Source organism: Shewanella sediminis HAW-EB3, from assembly GCF_000018025.1.
Taxonomy (GTDB): domain Bacteria; phylum Pseudomonadota; class Gammaproteobacteria; order Enterobacterales; family Shewanellaceae; genus Shewanella; species Shewanella sediminis.
In genome coordinates this window covers 3,709,751-3,727,237 of record NC_009831.1, presented here as the reverse complement: position 1 = coordinate 3,727,237, position 17,487 = coordinate 3,709,751, and the positions used below count along the sequence as shown (strand labels likewise).

Annotated in this window: 17 protein-coding genes; all 17 read left to right on the top strand. The window is 46.2% G+C overall.

Annotated features, from left to right (window positions below; genetic code table 11):
• Window positions 1-207: 207 nt before the first annotated feature.
• Window positions 208-1,128, top strand: coding sequence for a chemotaxis protein CheV (locus tag SSED_RS16180; protein WP_012143423.1), 921 nt, complete (start codon window positions 208-210; stop codon window positions 1,126-1,128).
• A 124-nt stretch (window positions 1,129-1,252) separates the two neighbouring features.
• Window positions 1,253-2,092 (top strand): CheR family methyltransferase, encoded by an 840-nt coding sequence (locus SSED_RS16175; protein ID WP_190273224.1) that lies wholly within the window; start codon window positions 1,253-1,255, stop codon window positions 2,090-2,092.
• A 268-nt stretch (window positions 2,093-2,360) separates the two neighbouring features.
• Entirely contained in the window at window positions 2,361-2,759 is a 399-nt protein-coding gene (gene flgB, locus SSED_RS16170) for a flagellar basal body rod protein FlgB (RefSeq protein ID WP_012143421.1), read from the top strand.
• A 2-nt stretch (window positions 2,760-2,761) separates the two neighbouring features.
• Window positions 2,762-3,178: a flagellar basal body rod protein FlgC gene (gene flgC / locus SSED_RS16165; RefSeq protein ID WP_012143420.1), complete on the top strand. Its 417-nt coding sequence runs from the start codon at window positions 2,762-2,764 to the stop codon at window positions 3,176-3,178.
• 13 nt (window positions 3,179-3,191) lie between these two features.
• Complete coding sequence (flgD, locus tag SSED_RS16160) at window positions 3,192-4,040, top strand: flagellar hook assembly protein FlgD (protein ID WP_012143419.1); 849 nt, start codon at window positions 3,192-3,194, stop codon at window positions 4,038-4,040.
• 184 nt (window positions 4,041-4,224) lie between these two features.
• A complete protein-coding gene (gene flgE / locus SSED_RS16155; RefSeq protein WP_012143418.1) occupies window positions 4,225-5,589 on the top strand; it encodes a flagellar hook protein FlgE in 1,365 nt (454 codons plus the stop codon).
• A gap of 206 nt (window positions 5,590-5,795) precedes the next feature.
• A complete protein-coding gene (flgF, locus tag SSED_RS16150) occupies window positions 5,796-6,539 on the top strand; it encodes a flagellar basal-body rod protein FlgF (protein ID WP_012143417.1) in 744 nt (247 codons plus the stop codon).
• A gap of 11 nt (window positions 6,540-6,550) precedes the next feature.
• Complete coding sequence (gene flgG, locus SSED_RS16145) at window positions 6,551-7,339, top strand: flagellar basal-body rod protein FlgG (protein WP_012143416.1); 789 nt, start codon at window positions 6,551-6,553, stop codon at window positions 7,337-7,339.
• 10 nt (window positions 7,340-7,349) lie between these two features.
• The gene (gene flgH, locus SSED_RS16140) at window positions 7,350-8,039 is read left to right on the top strand and encodes a flagellar basal body L-ring protein FlgH (RefSeq protein WP_012143415.1); all 690 of its coding nucleotides are present in this window, start codon (window positions 7,350-7,352) and stop codon (window positions 8,037-8,039) included.
• A gap of 12 nt (window positions 8,040-8,051) precedes the next feature.
• A complete protein-coding gene (locus SSED_RS16135) occupies window positions 8,052-9,143 on the top strand; it encodes a flagellar basal body P-ring protein FlgI (RefSeq protein ID WP_012143414.1) in 1,092 nt (363 codons plus the stop codon).
• Between the two features lie 190 nt (window positions 9,144-9,333).
• Complete coding sequence (gene flgJ / locus SSED_RS16130; RefSeq protein ID WP_012143413.1) at window positions 9,334-10,347, top strand: flagellar assembly peptidoglycan hydrolase FlgJ; 1,014 nt, start codon at window positions 9,334-9,336, stop codon at window positions 10,345-10,347.
• Window positions 10,348-10,423: 76 nt separating this feature from the next.
• On the top strand, window positions 10,424-12,340 hold the full coding sequence (flgK, locus tag SSED_RS16125) for a flagellar hook-associated protein FlgK (RefSeq protein WP_012143412.1): 1,917 nt from the start codon (window positions 10,424-10,426) through the stop codon (window positions 12,338-12,340).
• A 57-nt stretch (window positions 12,341-12,397) separates the two neighbouring features.
• Window positions 12,398-13,588 (top strand): flagellar hook-associated protein FlgL, encoded by a 1,191-nt coding sequence (gene flgL, locus SSED_RS16120; protein ID WP_012143411.1) that lies wholly within the window; start codon window positions 12,398-12,400, stop codon window positions 13,586-13,588.
• 66 nt (window positions 13,589-13,654) lie between these two features.
• A complete protein-coding gene (locus tag SSED_RS16115; protein ID WP_012143410.1) occupies window positions 13,655-14,476 on the top strand; it encodes a flagellin N-terminal helical domain-containing protein in 822 nt (273 codons plus the stop codon).
• 244 nt (window positions 14,477-14,720) lie between these two features.
• Window positions 14,721-15,539 carry a flagellin N-terminal helical domain-containing protein gene (locus tag SSED_RS16110; protein WP_012143409.1) on the top strand — a complete coding sequence of 273 codons (819 nt, stop codon included), beginning with the start codon at window positions 14,721-14,723 and terminating at the stop codon, window positions 15,537-15,539.
• Window positions 15,540-15,646: 107 nt separating this feature from the next.
• Window positions 15,647-16,036, top strand: a complete 390-nt coding sequence (locus tag SSED_RS16105) for a flagellar protein FlaG (RefSeq protein ID WP_012143408.1) — start codon at window positions 15,647-15,649, stop codon at window positions 16,034-16,036.
• Between the two features lie 52 nt (window positions 16,037-16,088).
• Window positions 16,089-17,462 carry a flagellar filament capping protein FliD gene (gene fliD / locus SSED_RS16100; RefSeq protein ID WP_012143407.1) on the top strand — a complete coding sequence of 458 codons (1,374 nt, stop codon included), beginning with the start codon at window positions 16,089-16,091 and terminating at the stop codon, window positions 17,460-17,462.
• The last annotated feature ends 25 nt before the right edge of the window (window positions 17,463-17,487 follow it).

Genomic DNA, 17,487 nt, shown 5'->3' with positions numbered 1-17,487 from the left:
AATAGACTAGCTTGATTAGCTAGATTACACCTATACTTTCTTAGTGACCGGAACTTTGTACTTCTCATCTTGTGAGAGAAGGTGTCAGAAACTTGACAATTATATGGTCAGGTTGTGAGATGTATTTTATAAAGCAATTAGTATGCCTATACTCAGAAACTAGTGGGTAATGGGTGAGCATCCAAAAGTCGACAAGGCAAGAGTACTATGTCAAACATTCTTGAATCAGTTAATAAACGCACGCAGTTAGTCGGGCAAAACCGTTTAGAGCTTTTATTATTTAAACTAAACGGTCGTCAAAGATTCGGTATCAACGTATTTAAAGTCAAAGAGGTGTTGCAATGCCCGCCTCTTACAAGCTTGCCTAAGTTAAATAGTACTGTGAAAGGTGTGGCGCATATTCGTGGTAACACTATCTCAGTCATAGACTTGAGTGCTGCAACTGGTGGTCGTCCTATCGAGAATACCGAAGGTTGCTTCATCATTATCGCGGAATATAACCGCAGTGTGCAGGGTTTTTTGGTTAGCTCTGTGGAGCGGATCATCAATATGAACTGGGAAGCCATTTTGCCACCGCCACAAGGTGCCGGCAGGTATTCCTACTTAACCGCTGTGACAGAAATAGAGGGAGAGTTAGTCGAGATCCTCGATGTTGAAAAAATTCTCGATGAGATATCTCCGGTTAAAACCGAGATTAGTCAAGAGACCGATGAAGCCATAACCATCGACCGGGAACAACATTTCCATATTATGGTTATTGATGACTCGGCTGTGGCTCGCAAGCAGATCATCAGGGCACTCTCGTCATTGGGCTTACAAATTGATACGGCTATCGATGGTCGGGATGCGCTCGATAAACTCAATAAAATCGCTGCAGAGATGGATAATGTAGCGACTGAAATCCCATTGATCATTTCAGATATTGAGATGCCTGAAATGGACGGCTACACTTTAACTGCAGAGATAAGGGATAACCCTAAGTTAAAAGATATTAAAGTGGTATTGCACACATCATTAAGCGGCGTATTTAATCAAGCTATGGTTCAGAAAGTAGGAGCTAATGATTTTATTGCGAAATTTAACCCAGATGAACTTGCAGCAGCAGTGAACAAGCATTTGAGTCTATAATGATTCTCTATAGGGTGCAGTGACTTGATATTAAGCTTGTTTCTTTTATCTGGCTCATGTATAACGCTGCGCTCTATATAAGATAATGCAACACTGTTATAGCCTGTTTTATTGATATTAGGATATCAAGGTGCCGAATAAATCACTTGCTGAAAATGAGTACACACAATTTAGACTATTTCTGGAACAACACAGTGGAATTGTGCTGGGCGATAATAAGCAGTATTTAGTACGAAGTCGCTTAGCACCTTTGATGGGGAAATATAACCTTCCTTCACTATCTGAAGTTGTTAAACATTCGATGAAGCCGAGCGAACGTCAACTTCGTGCTTCAGTTATTGATGCAATGACAACAAATGAAACTCTGTGGTTTAGGGACAGATATCCATTTGAGTTATTATCAAATACCTTATTGCCGGAATATTCACGATTAGGACGACCACTGAAAATATGGTCTGCTGCCTGTTCATCTGGCCAGGAACCCTATTCTTTGGCGATGACAATTCTCGAGTATCAACAGAAAAAACCTGGAACCCTGCCAGGTAGTGCATCCATTTTGGCAACAGACTTGTCTCCTTCAATGCTTGAAAGATGTAAAAATGCCGAGTATGACAATTTAGCCTTAGGGCGAGGTTTATCTGAGGATCGAAAGCGTCAGTTTTTTTCAGCGACCGATGCCGGAACGATGGTCGTAAAGGATAATGTAAAACGCTTTGTGAACTTCAGAGCGCATAATTTGCTTGAGAGTTATACCTTATTAGGCAAGTTTGACATTATTTTTTGCCGCAACGTACTCATCTATTTTGCCCCTGAGGCAAAGGCAAAGATTTTGCGGCAATTTGCTGCCGCTTTGAACCCAAAAGGTATCCTTTTTCTTGGTGCTTCTGAGTCAATTGCCGGTCTGACAGAAGAATATGACATGGTTCGCTGTAACCCAGGCATCTATTACCAGAAGAAGACTTAACGGAAGGACGGCACAGCGTGCCTTATAGACGGCTTCGCCTATGGGGACGCTCGCAAGCTCACTAGTCAGACGCCAACAAGTTGGCTATTTTCAAAATCGTAAAAGGCAACCAAGTGCCTTCCTCTAATTCTTTCATTTTGCTCCTCGCAAGCCTGCCTGCGATCTCGTAGCCTGCTTATTAGCGTTCCCGTAGAGTCTCACACCTCTTTTTGCTTTTTGTGGCATGACTATTGCTTTGTTTTAAGCATCAGGCTCAGGAGGCAGTTTTATGGCGATTAATTTTGATAAAGCATTGGGTGTTCACCAATATACATTGGGGATCCGCTCTCAACGTGCTCAAGTTATCTCTTCAAATATTGCTAATGCTGACACTCCTCACTATAAAGCACGAGATCTTGATTTCGATAAGGCGATGCAAGCCGCGACGAGCCGTCAAAATGGATTGTCGATGAGCCGCAGTGATGTTAAGCACTTCGATCTAACTGCTTTGTCCGGGCAAAATACGGCTTATAGAGTCCCCAACCAGCCTGATACTGGTGATGGTAATACTGTTGATATTCAACAAGAACAGTCAGAATTTATGCAAAATGCACTCGAATATCAGATGTCACTCGGTTTTTTAGACAGTAAGTTTTCGGGCCTTAAGAAGGCACTGAGAGGAGATTAATTATGAGTTTATTTGATATCTTTAATGTTGCTGGCTCGGGTATGTCTGCTCAATCTGTCAGATTGAATACAACAGCGAGTAATATTGCCAATGCCGATGCAGTCTCTAGCAGTGTCGATGAAACTTACCGTGCCCGCCATCCGATTTTTGAGGCTGAGATGGCTAAGGCTAGCCATCAGCAACAATCTTCTCAAGCGGTTGCCGTTAAAGGCATAGTTGAAAGCGATGCTCCCTTGCAAAAAGAATACTCCCCCGATCACCCAATGGCTGATGGTGATGGGTTTATCTACAAACCTAATGTAAACGTGATGGAAGAGATGGCTAACATGATCTCAGCTTCGCGTTCGTATCAAATGAATGTACAGGTTGCTGAAGCGGCGAAATCAATGCTTCAACAGACCCTTAGAATTGGCAAATAGCAGGAGGTAACAAGTGAGCCTCATTAACCCACTTAGTAGTGCAGGTGCTCAACCTATAGCTGGTCAGACGCAAAACTCTGTGGCACCAGCGCAGCAGGCGACCCCTTCGGCCGCTCAAGCTGCAACGACGCAATCGACTGCGGATTCCACGACGGGAAACCCCTTTATCGATAGCATAAGGTTGCCAGAGGAATCATCGATTCCAGAGCCCAATAGTCAAGAGTTAACTCAAGAAGATTTCTTCTCATTGTTGAGCCAACAACTTTCGATGCAGGATCCCTTTAAGCCTGTAGACAATGACCAGATGATCTCGCAAATGGCCTCATTCTCGACTGTTGACGGTATTAAGAACCTCAACGATGAGATTGTTAACCTGAACTCGGTGATGACCTCGAGTCAGGCACTGCAAGCGTCGGGCTTAGTGGGGCAAAAAGTGCTTATCCCGTCGGATACAGGCTATATTTCAGCGGAAGATCCTTCTATTAACGGCATTATTAGTACTCCGGAAGCGATCGATACAATTACGGTGCGAGTCGAAGATGATAAGGGCCAGCTCGTTAAATCCTTCACCATCGATGGCAGCGCCGGGGGAAATATCGATGTTAGTTGGGATGGATTGGGCGCGAATGGTGAGCCAGTGGCTTCGGGTAATTACTCCATCAAGGCCAGTGGCCGCATCGATGGCTCAAGTGAAGAACTTCCGGTTTCAACCTATGCCCACGTAACGAGTGTCTCCTTGGGCACGGCGAGTACCGGCTCGATTCTTAATCTGCGTGGTGTGGGCGGTATTAAGCTTGGTGATGTGTTGGCCGTTGCTGAATCTGGCAGTGTCAATAAACCCGTTGTTGATGCAGAAACGTAAGTCATCTAAGTACTTAGTTTGAGTACTTAGTTTAAGTACCTAGTTTAAATTTCTATTTAAACTAGGTAAAGATTTTATACCTGGCGCAATATTTGCTCTATTAACGTCAGGTAAGCAGTTAACTAAAAGACTGTGGGTGAATAGATAAGTCGCCAACAGTAATGAATCAAAATTGAGGTGAATTATGTCTTTTAACATCGCATTGAGTGGTATCGCTGCAGCGCAGAAAGATTTGAATACCACGGCAAATAATATTGCTAACGTCAATAGTATCGGCTTTAAAGAGTCCAGAGCTGAATTTGCAGATGTGTATGCAAACTCAATTTTTGCTAACAGTAAGACTGGCGTAGGTGGCGGCGCAACCACCAGTCACGTGGCGCAGCAGTTCCATCAGGGAAGTTTGCAATTTACCAATAATGCGCTGGATATGGCGATCAATGGCGGCGGCTTCTTTGTCACCTCATCGGGTTTTAGCTCTCAAGACTTAAGCTATACCCGAGCCGGTGCGTTTAAAGTTGACTCTAATAGCTACCTTGTAGACTCTCAAGGGAATTTTCTGCAAGCGTTCGAGGTGGATAAAGACGGAAACTCAACCTCTGTCAGTTTAACCGAGACCAAGCCTGTCAGGATCCCCGACACCGCTGGTAGCCCCAAGAAAACTGAGAACGTCGGTATACAGATGAACCTCAATGCCGGGGATGGAACTAAAGATCCCGCTCTATTCGATCCCTCTGATCGTGATACCTATAACAACTCTACCGCGGTCACAATGTATGACTCATTAGGTGAACCGCATGTGATGACCACTTATTTCGTTCGACCCAATAACGCTGCATATAATCTGGAAAGCAACTGGGTTGCCTTCTATGCGGTAGATGGAAAGCAGGTGGATATAGCTGGTCCTGTTGTTAATTATGATACCGATACTAGTGGCAATGGTACTGTTGATGGTAATGCACCAGCGCAAGCGACGCTTGGTAACTGGAAAGGTTCTGTGATCAAGTTTAACGAATTAGGTTCTCATACGACGACCGACCCCGCAACGATTATCACAGAGACCTTAGGTAATGGCGGCGCCGATGTTCTGGGTCCTGGCACCGATGGTTCACAAGCCTTGACCATAGACTTTGATAATCCGACTCAATATGCATCGGCCTTCGAAGTGACCGAGTTAACCCAGGATGGCACCACGGTTGGCCGTTTAACGAATGTCGAGGTCGGCGCCGATGGTCTGATCAACGCCAGTTACAGTAATGGTGCGACGGTAGCGCTGGCAAGGGTGGCCTTGGCGCGTTTTGCTAATGAGCAGGGACTGACGCAGGTGGGTAATACCTCATGGAAAGCCAGCCTCGACTCAGGCGCTGCGCTCGCCGGTGAGGCAAATAGCGGTACCTTCGGTAGTATTCGTTCATCGGCACTGGAACAGTCGAATGTCGATCTGACCACCGAACTTGTGGATCTTATCTCTGCTCAACGAAACTTCCAGGCGAACTCGAGAACGCTTGAGGTGAATAACACCCTGCAGCAGACCGTGTTGCAGATCAGGTAACTTACTCTCCTCTATGATAAAGGCGTTGCCGCTGGCAACGCCTTGCCGCTTTACCTTTTTATTCCTTTCATGACTACCCCCTAAAACCTTGTTTCATCTGTTACAAGCTATCAAGTTCAAAGTTAACTCATCTGAACAATCTGGCATGATGTTTGCTTTTATTATTTTAATAGATAGTAATAGCAGAAAGATTGACGGAGGCGCTGGTGGATAAATTACTTTACGTCGCTATGAGCGGCGCTAAGCAGAACATGAATTCGCTGGCGGTTCGGGCAAATAACCTGGCAAATGCCAATACCGACGGCTTTAAATCCGATATGGCTCAAGCTCGCTCCATGCAAGCTTTTGGTGAAGGATTGCCGACACGCGTGTTCGCGATGACTGAGAGTCCGTCGGCAAACTTTGCATCCGGCCCCATTAAAACGACAGGCAGAGATCTCGATGTTGCCGTTAAAGGCGACGGTTGGATTGCCGTTCAGGCGGGTGATGGCGGTGAAGCCTATACCCGTTCGGGGAGTTTGAGTTTCGATACCACAGGTCTGCTCCGTAACGATCGCGGTAATCCGGTGATGGGCGATTCAGGTCCCATCGTTTTGCCACTGCCTATAGAAAAGATTGAGATTGCTCAGGACGGTATCATCTCTGTCAGGCCTCAGGGCGCAACGGCAGAAGTGATTGAAGAGGTGGGCCGCATCAAGCTCGTCAATCCGGGTAATCAAAATATGATGAGAGGCTCAGATGGCCTGTTTAGATTGATGTCGGGAGAGAATGCCCCCGCCGATCCTTTTGTTGGTGTCGAAAGTGGCGCAGTAGAAGGAAGTAACGTCAATGCCGTCGATGAGATGGTTAACCTCATCGATATACAGCGTCAATTTGAGATGCAAGTCAAAATGATGAAAACAGCCGAAGAGATGGATAAAGCCTCCTCTTCATTAATGCGTGTTAGTTAGGAGTCAATATTATGCATCCCGCGTTATGGATAAGTAAGACTGGGTTAGACGCTCAGCAAACAGATATCTCGGTGATTTCTAACAATGTTGCTAACGCAAGCACTGTTGGTTACAAAAAGAGTCGAGCCGTCTTCGAAGACCTTTTATATCAAACGGTTAATCAGGCTGGAGGCGTGAGCGCTTCCAATACTAAACTGCCAAATGGTTTAAATATCGGTGCGGGTACCAAAGTTGTCGCCACGCAGAAGGTATTTACTCAGGGCAATATGCTTACCACGGATAACTCGATGGATCTTATGGTCGAAGGACCTGGATTCTTCGAAATTCAGCTTCCCGATGGCACCGCCGCTTATACCCGAAATGGTCAGTTTACCCTGGATGATACCGGACAGATCGTAACACCGGGTTCAGGTTATGTGGTTCAACCGGCGATCACCATTCCGGAAAATGCCACAGGTATTACCGTGTCGGCCGAAGGTGAAGTGTCGGTTAAAACGCCTGGCACTGCCGAGAGTCAGGTGGTTGGCCAGCTGAGCATGACCGATTTTATTAATCCAAGTGGTCTGGATCCCATGGGGCAAAACCTGTACACGGAAACCGGAGCCAGCGGCACACCTATTCAGGGCACTGCATCACTCGATGGTATGGGGGCAATACGCCAGGGCGCGTTGGAAACCTCAAATGTAAATGTGACTGAAGAGTTAGTTAACCTGATTGAGAGTCAGCGTATCTACGAGATGAACTCAAAAGTGATATCGGCAGTCGACCAGATGCTCTCTTATGTGAACCAGAATCTGTAGAGGCATAGTTATGAGTAAGTTATCTGTTTTGCTTGCTGCAACCATTATACTTTCACCGGTACTGACGGGCTGTAGCTCAACGGGTGAGAAGCCGATTGCGGACGACCCATATTATTCGCCGGTCTATCCTGAAGCGCCGCCGACTAAGATAGCCGCGACGGGCTCTATGTATCAGGACAGTCAGGCATCCAGCCTTTATTCTGATATCAAGGCACTTAAGGTCGGTGACATCATCACTGTCATGTTGCAGGAGTCGACACAGGCGAAGAAGAGCGCCAGTAATGAGATCAAGAAGGGGACTGATTTAACACTCGATCCCATCTATGCGGGCGGGAAAAACATCTCTATCGGTGGTCAGCCTATCGATCTCAGATACAAAGACAGCATGAATACCAAGCGCGAGTCGGATGCCGATCAGAGTAATAGCCTCTCCGGCAGTATCTCTGCCAATGTGATGCAGGTGCTGAATAACGGTAACTTAGTTATTCGCGGAGAGAAGTGGATCAGCATCAATAACGGTGATGAATTTGTTCGAATTACCGGCATCGTTCGCTCTCAGGATATTAGACCGGACAACACCATCGATTCACAGCGTGTCGCTAATGCCCGCATTCAATATAGTGGTACAGGTACCTTTGCCGATGTTCAGAAAGTGGGTTGGCTCAGTTCATTCTTTATGGGCAGCTGGTGGCCTTTCTAAGGAGTCATTGTCATGAAAATTAAGTTGTTTTCTATATTCCTTTTACTGCTTGTCTGCGGCACGAGCCAGGCCCAACGCATCAAAGATATTGCCAATGTGCAAGGCGTGCGAAGTAACCAGTTAATCGGTTATGGCTTGGTTGTTGGTTTACCCGGCACGGGTGAGAAGACCCGCTATACAGAGCAAACATTCAAAACCATGCTGAAAAACTTCGGCATTAATCTACCCGATAATTTCAGGCCGAAAATTAAGAATGTTGCCGTTGTGGCGGTCAGCGCCGTAATGCCGGCTTTTATTAAGCCGGGTCAAACTCTTGACGTTACCGTATCCAGCCTGGGTGAGGCTAAGAGTCTGCGTGGGGGCATGTTACTGCAAACTTTCATGAAGGGGGTCGACGGTAACGTTTATGCGATCGCTCAGGGAAGCATGGTGGTGAGTGGATTCAGTGCAGAGGGGCTGGATGGCTCTAAAGTCATTCAAAATACCCCAACCGTTGGACGTATTCCAAATGGGGCCATGGTGGAAAGAACCGTCACAACCCCATTTTCGACAGGTGATCACTTAACCTTTAACCTTCGTCGCGCCGATTTTTCAACGGCCAAACGTTTAGCCGATGCCATTAACGAACTACTCGGTCCTGGAATGGCAAGGCCGCTGGATGCCGCTTCTGTGCAGGTGAGTGCCCCAAGAGATGTCTCTCAGCGGGTCTCATTTCTGGCAACCCTTGAGAATATTCAAGTAGAGCCTGCGTCTGAGTCTGCAAAAGTGATTGTTAACTCCCGTACCGGTACCATAGTTGTGGGTAAAGATGTTCGCTTACTACCCGCGGCTGTTACCCATGGTGGACTCACAGTCACCATTGCCGAAGCTACACAGGTATCACAGCCAAATCCGCTAGCGGGCGGTCAAACGGTCGTGACATCAAACAGCACTATCGATGCCAGCGAAGAAGATAGTCGTATGTTTATGTTTAACCCAGGCACCTCCTTAGATGAGCTGGTCAGGGCGGTAAACCTCGTCGGCGCAGCGCCTTCCGATGTGCTTGCGATTCTTGAAGCGTTAAAAGTGGCCGGTGCTCTGCATGGCGAGCTGATCATTATCTGATTTTTGTCAGGGCCCATTCAATGCCTTCATATAAGAGAGTTCAGTTTTCTGTCTGAACTCTCTTTGATGCCTCTCCCTCCTTACATTGTCTAATTTTCCCGGCTAAATATCCGTTATGTGTTGAATTGGTACGCAGTTTGCAGCGTAGGGTTACTATCGTCTGAATATTGTCGGAATCTCTGGAACATTTATGGAAAAGCTGTCGAACTCATCTCACTTTTTGGATATCGGAGGTCTGGACTCTCTTAGATCGAAGGCCCAGAAAGATGATAAGGGGGCGCTTAAAGAGGTGGCTCAGCAGTTTGAAGGGATATTTGTTCAGATGTTGATGAAAAGTATGCGCGATGCCAATGCGGTATTTGAATCTGATAGTCCGATGAACAGCCAGTACACCAAGTTTTATGAGCAGATGCACGATCAACAGATGTCTGTGAACCTATCGGATAAAGGCATGCTGGGACTGGCAGATCTTATGGTTCAGCAACTTTCACCGGAAACCAGCAAGGTCACTCCGGCTTCGGTGCTTCGTGGTGATATTGAACAGGGTGGGATGGCTCAAGGAATGGTGATGAGTCGTGCGGTCAGAACTGAGGCTACTCCTATTAATCCACCTGCGGATAGTCAGCTTGTTGACGCTAAACCAAATAGTCCGCTTGAAAGCATATTAACAGGCAAGAGTTTGCCGTCTGAAGTGACAAAGGCGGGAATGACGTTTAGCGGTCCTGAAGATTTTGTTGCCAAGCTTTATCCTCACGCTGAAAAAGCCGCAGCCACATTGGGTACCAAACCTGAAGTGCTTATTGCGCAATCGGCATTAGAGACTGGTTGGGGACAGAAGATGGTAAAACGTGCGGGTGGAGATTCGAGTAATAACCTTTTCAATATCAAGGCTGATAAACGCTGGCAGGGAAGTAAGGCTATGGTCAGTACTCTTGAGTTTGAGCAAGGGGTTGCCGTCCAGCAAAAAGCCGACTTCAGAGTCTATGACGATATTAAGCAGAGCTTCGATGATTTTGTCTCTTTCGTGTCGGAAGGTCCAAGATACCAGGAGGCCATGAAGAAGGCAGCAAGTCCAAATGAATTTATTCGAGCGCTTCAGGATGCGGGCTATGCAACCGATCCTCAATATGCCGATAAAGTGATAAAGGTGATGAAATCCATTAGTCAGGATCTCAAGGCATCGATACCGGGAGTACAACCATGAAAGTAATATTTGGTTTGCATATGGCAATGGAATCGGTGCGCTGCGTTGCTTTTAATTTTGATGGGAGTCTCTGCTGATGTCGATGAATCTTCTTAATATTGCCCGTACCGGGGTTTTAGCTTCGCAATCACAACTGGCGGTGACCAGTAATAACATTGCTAATGCCAATACTCAGGGGTATCACAGGCAGGTTGCCGAGCAGTCTAGTCTCGAATCACAACGTGCGGGGAGTGAGTTCTATGGTTCCGGAACTTATATCTCAGACGTAAAGCGTATCTACAACGACTATGCCGCGCGTGAACTACGCATCGGACAGACGAGTGCCAGTGAAGCCCAAACGACACATACCAAGATGAGTGAGCTCGATCAGCTCTTCTCTCAGATCGGCAAGGCGGTGCCACAAGGACTCAATGATTTCTTCGCCGGCCTTAACAGCCTGTCAGATCTTCCCGATGATATAGGCATAAGGGGAAGCGTACTGGGCTCTGCCGGACAACTGGCCACAAGCCTTAATCAGATGCAGTCTCATCTCGATGGTCAGATGAAGCAGACCAATGATCAGATCGTCGGCATTACCGACCGAATCAATGAGATCAGTAAAGAGCTTGGCCATATCAATCAGGAGTTGATGAAGTCTCAGGGTGAGGATGCGCAGCTTCTCGATAAACAAGATGCGTTGATCCAAGAGTTGAGCCAATACTCAGAAGTTAACGTCATCCCGCTCGATACGGGGGCCAAGAGTGTCATGCTGGGCGGAGCTGTGATGTTGGTTTCCGGCGAAGTTTCTATGGCAATTGGCACTACACCCGGAGACCCTTTCGGCAGAGAGTCACAAATTACCGCCTCGATAGGAACTCACAGCCAAGTTATCGATGGTTCAAAACTGGGTGGACAGATTGGCGCGCTATTCGAGTTTCGTGACGAGACATTAGTCAAGGCGCAGCAGGAGCTTGGTCAACTATCTCTGGGGGTTGCCGATGCATTTAACCAAGCCCAGAAAGAGGGTTTCGATCTAAACGGCGAAGTGGGCAAAGATATCTTTAAAGACATTAACGATCCCACTATGTCTGTCGGAAGAGTCGGAGCGTTAAGCTCAAATACAGGTACTGCGTCGCTTCGGGTCAATATCGATGACTCGGGACAGTTATCTGGTAATAGTTACGAGCTATCTTACACCGCTCCGGCAACTTATGAACTCACAGATACCTTAACCGGCAATGTCACACCGTTGACGCTAAACGGTACCCAGCTTGATGGCGCCGGCGGCTTCACTATTCATATCGACTCCGGCGCATTGGCAGATGGGGACAAATTTGAAATAAGACCCGCTGCAGGGGCCGCCGCAGGGATCGGTGTAGTGATGACAGATCCTGAAGGTATTGCCGCTGCTGCACCTAAGATTACTCCCGATGCGGCAAACTCCGGTAATACCGAAATAGAGATGGTGAGTATCGATAACAGAGGAGCTGCGGGATTCCCTCTCACGGGCTCTGAACTCACTTTCGAAATTAATACAGCCGCGAATACGTTCGAAGTTTTCGATGCTACCGGTGCCTCTCTTGGTGCGGCGGCAGCATTTGTTCCACCTTCAATTAGCGCCTATGGCTTTACCTTCGATGTGACATCGACGGCGGCGGCAACGGACAGGTTTACTTTCGACCTCTCATTTGCTCCGGGCGACAACACCAACTCGGTGGCCATGTCTAAATTGAGTGAAACTAAATTGATGAACGGCGGCACATCGACGCTGACTGATGTTTATGAAGGTACCAAGTTGAGTGTTGGTGGAAAAACAAAGGCCGCCGAAGTTGCTATGGGCTCTGCTCAAGCTGTTTATTCTCAGGCGTACAGCAGAGTGCAGAGTGAGTCTGGTGTCAACATAGATGAAGAGGCGGCCAATTTACTCCGCTTTCAACAAGCCTATCAGGCATCGGCTCGGATTATGACGACGGCTTCTGAAATTTTCGACACGCTATTTAACTCGACTCGATAGGGAGAGCGAAATGACTTTTTTAACTTCCAGATTAGTTCAGCGAGATAGGGGTTCGATATGAGAATTTCAACTGCACAGATGTTTAACCAAGGTATCACCAGTGTCTTGGATAGGCAGTCTGCGACCAGCAAGATTTTAGATCAACTATCGAGCGGGAAAAAAGTCAATACTGCCGGTGATGACCCTGTTGCCGCGGTTGGTATCGATAACCTTAATCAACAGAATGCCCTCGTCGATCAGTTTGTTAAGAACATCGAATATGCAACCAACCATTTGGCGATAACTGAAAGCAAGCTAGGTACGGCAGAGAAGCTCGTGGGTTCATCCAGAGAGCTGGTGATTCGTGCAGTCAACGGCGGACTTGCCGACTCCGAGCGGCAAATGATTGCCGATGAACTGCGCGGAACCCTGGATGAGCTGCTCAGTGTTGCCAATACCAAAGATGAGTCGGGCAATTATATGTTTTCCGGAAACGAAACCGGTACTCAAGCATTTGCGTTCGATGCAACCGGAAACATAGTTTATAGCGGCGACAATGGTGTCAGGCAATCGGTTGTTGCATCGGGGGTCACCATAGGGACCAATATTCCGGGTGACAGTGCATTTATGAATGCGCCCAGTGGTATGGGAGATTATAGCGCCAATTATCTGGCGACCCAAGCAGGTGATTTCAAAGTAGAAAGCGCCAAAATAACCAACCCGGCTGTTCATGTAGAGCAAACTTATACTTTTACTATGGTGGGAGCGGACTTAGAGATACGAGATGCCACCAACACCTTAGTACAGACAGAAGTCAATTTCGATTCAAGCAACCCCATTGTTTATAACGGTTTAGAAGTGAAACTCGACGGTATGCCTGCTGCCGGAGACAGTTTTAGTATTTCTCCAGCTGCCAATGTGAGTATCTTCGACACCATAAATGAGGCGATCACTCTGCTGGAATCACCGAATAAAATAAATACTCCTCAGGGGATGGCTGAGTTGGCACAGGTATTGAATAACATTGACAGTGGTGTCAATCAAATAAGTATTGAACGGGGAGTAGCAGGTAATAACCTCAAGAGCCTCGAGAGCCACAATATGACTCATGTGGAAGAGAAAGTTGTCAATAGTTCGGCTTTATCTATGTTGGAAGATTTAGATTATGCCTCGGCAATTACCGAGTATGAGAAGCAACAGTTAGCGTTGAATGCGGTGTCGAACGTGTTCAGCAAAGTAGGGTCAGTTTCATTGTTTGACTACATTTAAACTTTATAACGAGTTTTTTAGCCAAGGTCTAAGTCTTGGCAGTACAACCAAGAAGAGGAAATTAACATGGCTATTACGGTAAATACCAATGTGACTTCACTGAAGGCACAGAAAAACCTGAATGTTTCTAGTGGTGCTTTGGCGACTTCGATGGAGCGATTATCGAGTGGTCTGAGAATTAACAGCGCTAAAGATGATGCTGCAGGTCTGGCAATCTCAAACCGTCTTAATTCGCAAGTACGTGGTCTTGAAGTGGGTATGCGTAACGCTAACGATGCTATCTCTATCGCACAGATCGCAGAAGGCGCGATGCAAGAGCAGACAAACATGCTGCAGCGTATGCGTGATTTGACTATTCAGGCGGAGAACGGTGCTAATAGTGTCGATGATATTGCAGCGCTGAAAGCGGAAATGGATCAGCTTGTCACTGAAATTGACTTGATCGGTACGAGTACAGCGTTTGGTAATACTAAACTATTAACCGGAGGCTTCTCTGCGGGGAAAAACTTCCAGGTTGGTCATCAAGATGGTGAAGATATTAAAGTTACCGTCAAGAAAACAGATAAAGCATCACTATCTGTGAACGCAGTCGTCATTGCTACTTCAGCTAACCGAGCTTCTGCCTTAGGTGCTATCGATAAAGCGATTAAGACCATCGATACCCAACGTGCTGATTTAGGTGCGATTCAAAATCGTGTAGCTCATAATATCAGTAACAGTGCTAACACTCAGGCTAACGTCGCCGATGCCAAGAGTCGTATTGTCGATGTAGATTTCGCCAAAGAAACTGCCACAATGACTAAAAATCAGGTTCTTCAACAGACTGGCTCTACTATGCTTGCTCAGGCAAACCAACTTCCTCAAGTTGCACTATCTTTACTCGGGTAACCATGGATATCGCTATTAAAGTGGCTCAATTTAACTTCGTGTCGAGCCACTTTAAGCTTTATTTCTTCACTTGTTAGTTAGTTTGTAATTGAATTCAAAGGTTTTTTAAAAAATTGCTGTTTTTTTGATAAAAATAACTAAAGATAAAAACTCCTCTGCCGTTAAATATACTGTAACCAATTAGCTCCGCCTGGCTTAAAGCAGACAGGCAAGTTCTTAAGTCAGGTATAAAGAGGAATCAATCATGGCTATTACAGTAAATACGAACGTCACATCACTAAAGGCTCAGAAAAACCTGAATACATCTAGTGGTAATCTAGCTACCTCAATGGAGCGTCTATCGAGTGGTTTGCGTATTAACAGCGCAAAAGATGATGCCGCCGGTCTTGCAATTTCTAACCGTTTGAACAGTCAGGTTCGAGGCCTCGAAGTCGGTATGCGTAACGCAAACGACGCTATCTCTATCGCTCAAATTGCCGAAGGTGCGATGCAAGAGCAGACAAACATGCTGCAGCGTATGCGTGACTTGACGGTTCAAGCCGAGAACGGTGCAAATAGCGCAGATGATATTGCGGCACTTAAAGCGGAAATGGATCAATTAGTCAATGAGATTGATGCAATTGGTACGACGACTGCGTTCGGTAACACAAAGCTTATGACTGGTACCTTCTCAGCTGGTAAAAATTTCCAGGTAGGTCATCAGGACGGCGAAGATATTAAAGTTACCGTCAAGAAAACAGATAAAGCATCACTATCTGTGAACGCAGTAGTCATTGCGACTTCAGCTAACCGAGCCTCAGCTCTAGGCGCTATCGATAAAGCGATTAAGACGATTGATACCCAACGTGCTGATTTAGGTGCGATTCAAAACCGTCTGTCTCACAACATCAGTAACAGTGCGAACACTCAGGCTAACGTAGCCGATGCTAAGAGTCGTATCGTAGATGTGGATTTCGCCAAAGAAACGTCTGCTATGACTAAGAACCAGGTACTACAGCAAACAGGTTCAGCTATGTTAGCTCAGGCTAACCAGTTACCTCAAGTAGCACTTTCATTACTATAAATAGTAATGTAACAGGGTTATAGTTAATAAGTAGAAAGGGAGGTTCGGCGACGGATCTCCCTTTAATGGTTTAGGGATAAACTAGGCAAGTTAGGAGGGGTATGGTCATGGATATCAATTTTGCAAGCTCATCCAGCGCGGCAGCGACTAAGATAGAGATAGGGACTGGAGCTGCTAAAGCGGGAGTCGTAGAAGGTGCAGAGCTTGAGCCGAACACTATAATTAAGGCTGTAGAGGAAGTGGAAAAAAGTGCTTCTGAAGAACCCAAGTTAGATGAAAAAGAGTTACAGAGTTTAGTCGAAGACTTGTCCAGTATGATGTCAGTTATGCGTAAAGGGTTAGCATTTAAAATCGATAAAGATTCTGGCACAAATGTTGTAAGTGTTATGGACATCGAGTCCGGTGATCTGATTAGACAGATCCCGAACGAAGAAGCGTTAAAATTGGCGCGGAAGTTGACTGAAGTCACAGGTCTCCTTATGAAGACAGAAGCCTGATTCTTCAATTAAAAGTTAGTTAGCAGTAACAGAATATTTGTAAGAGGTTTTTATGGCATTAACGGCAACGGGAATAGGTTCAGGGCTCGATATTAACACTATTGTCGGTGTTCTTGTTGATGCAGAGAAAATCCCGAAAGAAGCAATGTTCGATAAAACTGAAAAGACGATCGATGCAAAAGTATCGGCGATAGGCACATTAAAGAGCGCCTTATCGACATTTCAGGATGCACTGGAAAAGCTTCAGGATGGTGGTAGTTTAAACCAGAGAACCGTTTCTACCGGTGAGAGTAGCTATCTGACAGCAACTGCAGATAAGACGTCACAATCCGGCAGTTATAATGTGAAGGTTGAGCAATTAGCTCAGCAGCATAAGGTTGCCGGCATCAATGTTGCCGACCCAAGCTTACCTGTTGGGGAAGGAAGTCTAGATCTGACGGTAAACGGTGAGAACTTTTCCGTGACTGTCGGTGCGACCGATTCACTCGAAGATATCGCTAAAAATATCAATAGTGCAACCGATAATGTCGGCGTTACGGCGACAATTATTACCAGTGATGCAGGTAGCAGGCTGGTATTAAGTTCTGATACCGAAGGTACTGATAGCCAGATAAGCGTGGTAGCAAACGACACTGTGGGTACCGGTCTGAATGATATGTTCGGCGGGGCTAACCTTACTGAGCTACAAGTTGCTAAAAATTCGATAGTTCATGTAGATGGTCAGCAACTGACTTCACAGACCAATGAAGTTAAAGGCGCGATTACCGGCGTTACTCTGAGCCTTACAGATGCCGACTTGAATGAAACAACGGTGGTTAAGGTTGAGCTGGATAAAGACGCCGTTAAAGATAATGTGCAAGGCTTTGTCGATGCATATAACAGCTTAATCGACACGGTGGATAAGCTATCGTCCTATGATGCTGATAAAAAAGAGGCCGCTGCGCTGCAGGGAGACTCTATGATCCGCTCAATTGAATCTCAATTGCGGAGTATGATCAGTTCAAGGGTCGATGTCGGAGGCGAGACTGTAGCGCTCTATGATATCGGCATCGAAGCAGACCGTTATGGAAAGTTATCTGTAGATAGTGACAAGCTTGATACCGCGATTGAAGAGAATATGACGGGTATAGAAGGCCTGTTTTCGACAAAAGATACCGGTCTTGCAAACCGTTTGGACACCTTGGTTGAAAGTTATGTAAAACCGACGACAGGTTTGATTGACAGCAGAAACAACGCTTATACCAGTGATAAACAACGTCTGGATGATCAACGTGAGGCCTTTACTCTTAAGATGGAGCAGCTCGAGGCCAGATTGATGAAGCAGTTTAATGCGATGGATTTGATTGTCGGTAACTTAAACCAGCAGTCTGCCGGGATTGTTGGTGGCTTAAACTCACTGCCTGGTGTGGTTAGAAGTCAAAGTTAAGTAATATCGTTTTAAACGGGAGGTC

Excerpts from the sequence above, each read along its gene's own strand:
- SSED_RS16180 (WP_012143423.1), top strand. The coding sequence starts at position 208 with ATGTCAAACATTCTTGAATCAGTTAATAAACGCACGCAGTTAGTCGGG.
- flgB (WP_012143421.1), top strand. The coding sequence starts at position 2,361 with ATGGCGATTAATTTTGATAAAGCATTGGGTGTTCACCAATATACATTG.
- flgC (WP_012143420.1), top strand. The coding sequence starts at position 2,762 with ATGAGTTTATTTGATATCTTTAATGTTGCTGGCTCGGGTATGTCTGCT.
- flgE (WP_012143418.1), top strand. The coding sequence starts at position 4,225 with ATGTCTTTTAACATCGCATTGAGTGGTATCGCTGCAGCGCAGAAAGAT.
- flgG (WP_012143416.1), top strand. The coding sequence starts at position 6,551 with ATGCATCCCGCGTTATGGATAAGTAAGACTGGGTTAGACGCTCAGCAA.
- flgH (WP_012143415.1), top strand. The coding sequence starts at position 7,350 with ATGAGTAAGTTATCTGTTTTGCTTGCTGCAACCATTATACTTTCACCG.
- SSED_RS16135 (WP_012143414.1), top strand. The coding sequence starts at position 8,052 with ATGAAAATTAAGTTGTTTTCTATATTCCTTTTACTGCTTGTCTGCGGC.
- flgJ (WP_012143413.1), top strand. The coding sequence starts at position 9,334 with ATGGAAAAGCTGTCGAACTCATCTCACTTTTTGGATATCGGAGGTCTG.
- flgK (WP_012143412.1), top strand. The coding sequence starts at position 10,424 with ATGTCGATGAATCTTCTTAATATTGCCCGTACCGGGGTTTTAGCTTCG.
- flgL (WP_012143411.1), top strand. The coding sequence starts at position 12,398 with ATGAGAATTTCAACTGCACAGATGTTTAACCAAGGTATCACCAGTGTC.
- SSED_RS16115 (WP_012143410.1), top strand. The coding sequence starts at position 13,655 with ATGGCTATTACGGTAAATACCAATGTGACTTCACTGAAGGCACAGAAA.
- SSED_RS16110 (WP_012143409.1), top strand. The coding sequence starts at position 14,721 with ATGGCTATTACAGTAAATACGAACGTCACATCACTAAAGGCTCAGAAA.
- SSED_RS16105 (WP_012143408.1), top strand. The coding sequence starts at position 15,647 with ATGGATATCAATTTTGCAAGCTCATCCAGCGCGGCAGCGACTAAGATA.
- fliD (WP_012143407.1), top strand. The coding sequence starts at position 16,089 with ATGGCATTAACGGCAACGGGAATAGGTTCAGGGCTCGATATTAACACT.